Here is a 2,609-nt window from a genome sequence, read left to right as displayed (position 1 = left end):
TTCACTCCGACGTAAACGCTGTCAGCTCCAGCTTCGAAAACCTTCCTAACCATCTCCAAGTTTCCTCCGGGACCAAGAAGATCGACCATCTTTATCACCTCGAAACGTAGATTTGACCGGCTTTATTGAAGTAAAATCCGTGGCAAAGTCCTATTTCCGCAAGCTCAATCAATTTCAAGAAGTCTTTTTTGTCAAAACCTTTCTCGATTCTTTTTCTATATATTCTGCCGACCTCTTCTCTGTATCCGACTCTTTCCGATAGAGCTTCTATTCTTGCAGCATCAACAAAATTCAGCTTTTCTAAGTGTTCGTACATACACACATCTTTTCCGCTTAGCGTAACCTGTCCGAAAGGTTTCAGAACGAGATCCTCGCTTTTGAACCACAGCTTTTCCTTACAAAGCTTTGGACATCTTTTTCCGACCACCTCCTCAAACCTTCTGACGAAACATTCGTGGGAGATGCCGAGGGGGATCTTGCCGTGGATAACAACTTCAATCTCGACTCCTACCTCCTTTATTTTTTCTATATCCTCAATTGGCAGTTCGTAAGCTGGCATAATTCTATCGATGCCCAATGAATACAGAAGCTCCGCTGTTGAGGTTGTGTAAACGTTCGCAAGTCCTCCGAGGTGAACTCTCGCATCGTACTCATCCTTTATCTTTTTCGCCACTCCGAGGTTGAAAACTTCGAAAGCGTCGACTTTTGCATCTAATCCAAGCTCTACAACGTAAAAGACTCTTTCCAGATCTTTGTTCCTTGGAGCGGCGTATAGGCTTAGATAAGCTTTTTTTCCGAGCTCTCTTAAAAGTTCAACTCCTTCCTCGATGTCGTTTCCCGAGGAAAAGCTTCCCTCGTAGTCCCAGCAGTAGGGCATTCCCATGTATATCGCATCGTAATGCTTCAAGCTGCACTCGCTCATGCTTTCAAGGTTAGGAACGTTCGTCGTCAGCTCCACAAACCATCACCCCTATTTTGGAGAACTGCCTACCTTCAAACTTTAAAATATCCGCATTCACATCGTACTCCACGAGTTTTGGGGGAAAGGACGTTTCGAATTCCTTCTCATCAAACACAACTTTCCACTTTCTGCAACACTCCTTTTTACAGACACCATCTCTTTTCGCGCTAACCCCAGAAAAGTATGCGGAAAGTAAGCACTTTCCTTTGTAAAACATCTCGACGTAAGCTCTTTTAAAAGCTTCAATCTTAACTCCGCAACCTTTCAGCTCTTCGACATCCTCATTTATTTCCGGCGGAATTACAACGGCATAAGCTCCGAGCTCTTTTAAAAGCTCCAAGTCAAGGGAGTTTAAAAAGTTCAAACCGACGCTTGCGATAACTTTCTTGTCCTTTAGCTTTTCAATGGCAGCAACTTCATTCACAATAACTCCGGAAGCTTTCAGATTTCTCGCAATTCTTTCAATTTCATCCGCTTCCCTTACCCTATTTAGGGCTACGAAAACTTCTTCGTTTTCAGCCAATCTGTTAATCTCTTCAACTGTCAAGGCTTTTTCGTCCCCGTACTTGCTGAATCCCTTCAATCCGACGTATTTCACAAAATGAAACGCTAAATTGTGATATTTAAACTTTAAGAATTTTCTTCAAAAAGCTCAACAACTTCTGAGGGAAGGGTGTTCAAGTACCTTTTTCCCTTATAAACTACCGCCACGACAAACCTTGCTCTATTCTTATTTATTCCAAAATACTCCCTAAACGGTGCCTCATCGTATCTCAATTCCTTTCTGCTCAATACGAGTTCTTCAAAATCTTTCGAGTAATCGTAAAAGTCAAGTTTATTTCCCTTAGCGTCGATGATTTCAACCTTCATGAAATACTCCTTCCTGTTTCTTCTCACGCAGTAGTTCTCCTCGTGGTTTATTCCAAGAACCGGATTGACGCTTATTTTTTCATTCCCCTCAAAGTAATCGAACATCCTTACGAACCCCTCAATTTGATATGCGAACAGCTTTCCAGGCATGCTCGAAAGCCACTCGAACTGTTCATAGTTAACTCCCTTAAAAGAGACATCCACATCTACCTTCAGATTTTCTATGCTCTCAAGCTTTTGAAAGTCTATCTTGCCCATCCCAGCGAGTATTCCGTTCGTCTCAATAATCACCTTCAGCTTTTCTGCTTCACCGCTTTTATCGAGAAGCTTCAAAACCTCAACAACGTGTTCCCACTGCAAACTTGGTTCGTTTCCAGTAAATCTCACTATCCCAACTCGATAATTCCTCTTTTTTACAAGTCCGTCCTTGGAGACTTTTTCTATCTGACAGAGGATGTCTTTTACGACTTCTTCCGGAGTTTTTCTCAACTCGTTGTTCTCGAGCCTCATTTTCCATCCCCAGCAGTATTTGCAGTTTAGATTGCATCCCTTGACGTCAAGTACCACCTCCAGCGTTTTTCCTTCAGCCAAACCGCATGAAGCGGCGCATTCGTGTTCTTCGTAAACTTTACAGCATCTGTGCCAACCCAATCCTCTCCTCTTTAACGGCACCCATCTCGTCGGATAGTATAGGTTCGAATAAATCCCAATCATCTCAAAAAGTATTTAGTTTGTGAGAATTTAAAAGAGTTCAGATGCTACCGATTCAGGAGTTAAG

The 2,609-nt window shown here is 42.5% G+C and carries 3 protein-coding genes; all 3 read right to left on the bottom strand.

Annotated elements, in window-relative coordinates; all coding sequences use genetic code 11:
- Positions 1–94 precede the first annotated feature (94 nt).
- From F7C14_RS08980 to F7C14_RS08970, 3 genes are read right to left on the bottom strand one after another with little or no spacing between them, the layout of a single operon-like run.
- Positions 95–958 (bottom strand): U32 family peptidase, encoded by an 864-nt coding sequence (locus F7C14_RS08980; protein WP_290902035.1) that lies wholly within the window; start codon positions 956–958, stop codon positions 95–97.
- Positions 933–1,559, bottom strand: coding sequence for a U32 family peptidase (locus F7C14_RS08975; protein ID WP_290902033.1), 627 nt, complete (start codon positions 1,557–1,559; stop codon positions 933–935). Before F7C14_RS08975 ends, F7C14_RS08980 begins: the two co-directional genes overlap by 26 nt.
- Positions 1,560–1,591: 32 nt before the next feature.
- Positions 1,592–2,545, bottom strand: coding sequence for a radical SAM protein (locus tag F7C14_RS08970; RefSeq protein WP_290902031.1), 954 nt, complete (start codon positions 2,543–2,545; stop codon positions 1,592–1,594).
- Positions 2,546–2,609 lie beyond the last annotated feature (64 nt).

The sequence above is a fragment of the Ferroglobus sp. genome, assembly GCF_015521575.1.
Taxonomy (GTDB): Archaea; Halobacteriota; Archaeoglobi; order Archaeoglobales; family Archaeoglobaceae; genus Ferroglobus.
Note: the sequence above shows the minus strand (reverse complement) of the source record. Positions and strands in the feature narration are given on the sequence as shown.

Excerpts from the sequence above, each read along its gene's own strand:
- F7C14_RS08970 (WP_290902031.1), bottom strand. The coding sequence starts at position 2,545 with ATGATTGGGATTTATTCGAACCTATACTATCCGACGAGATGGGTGCCG.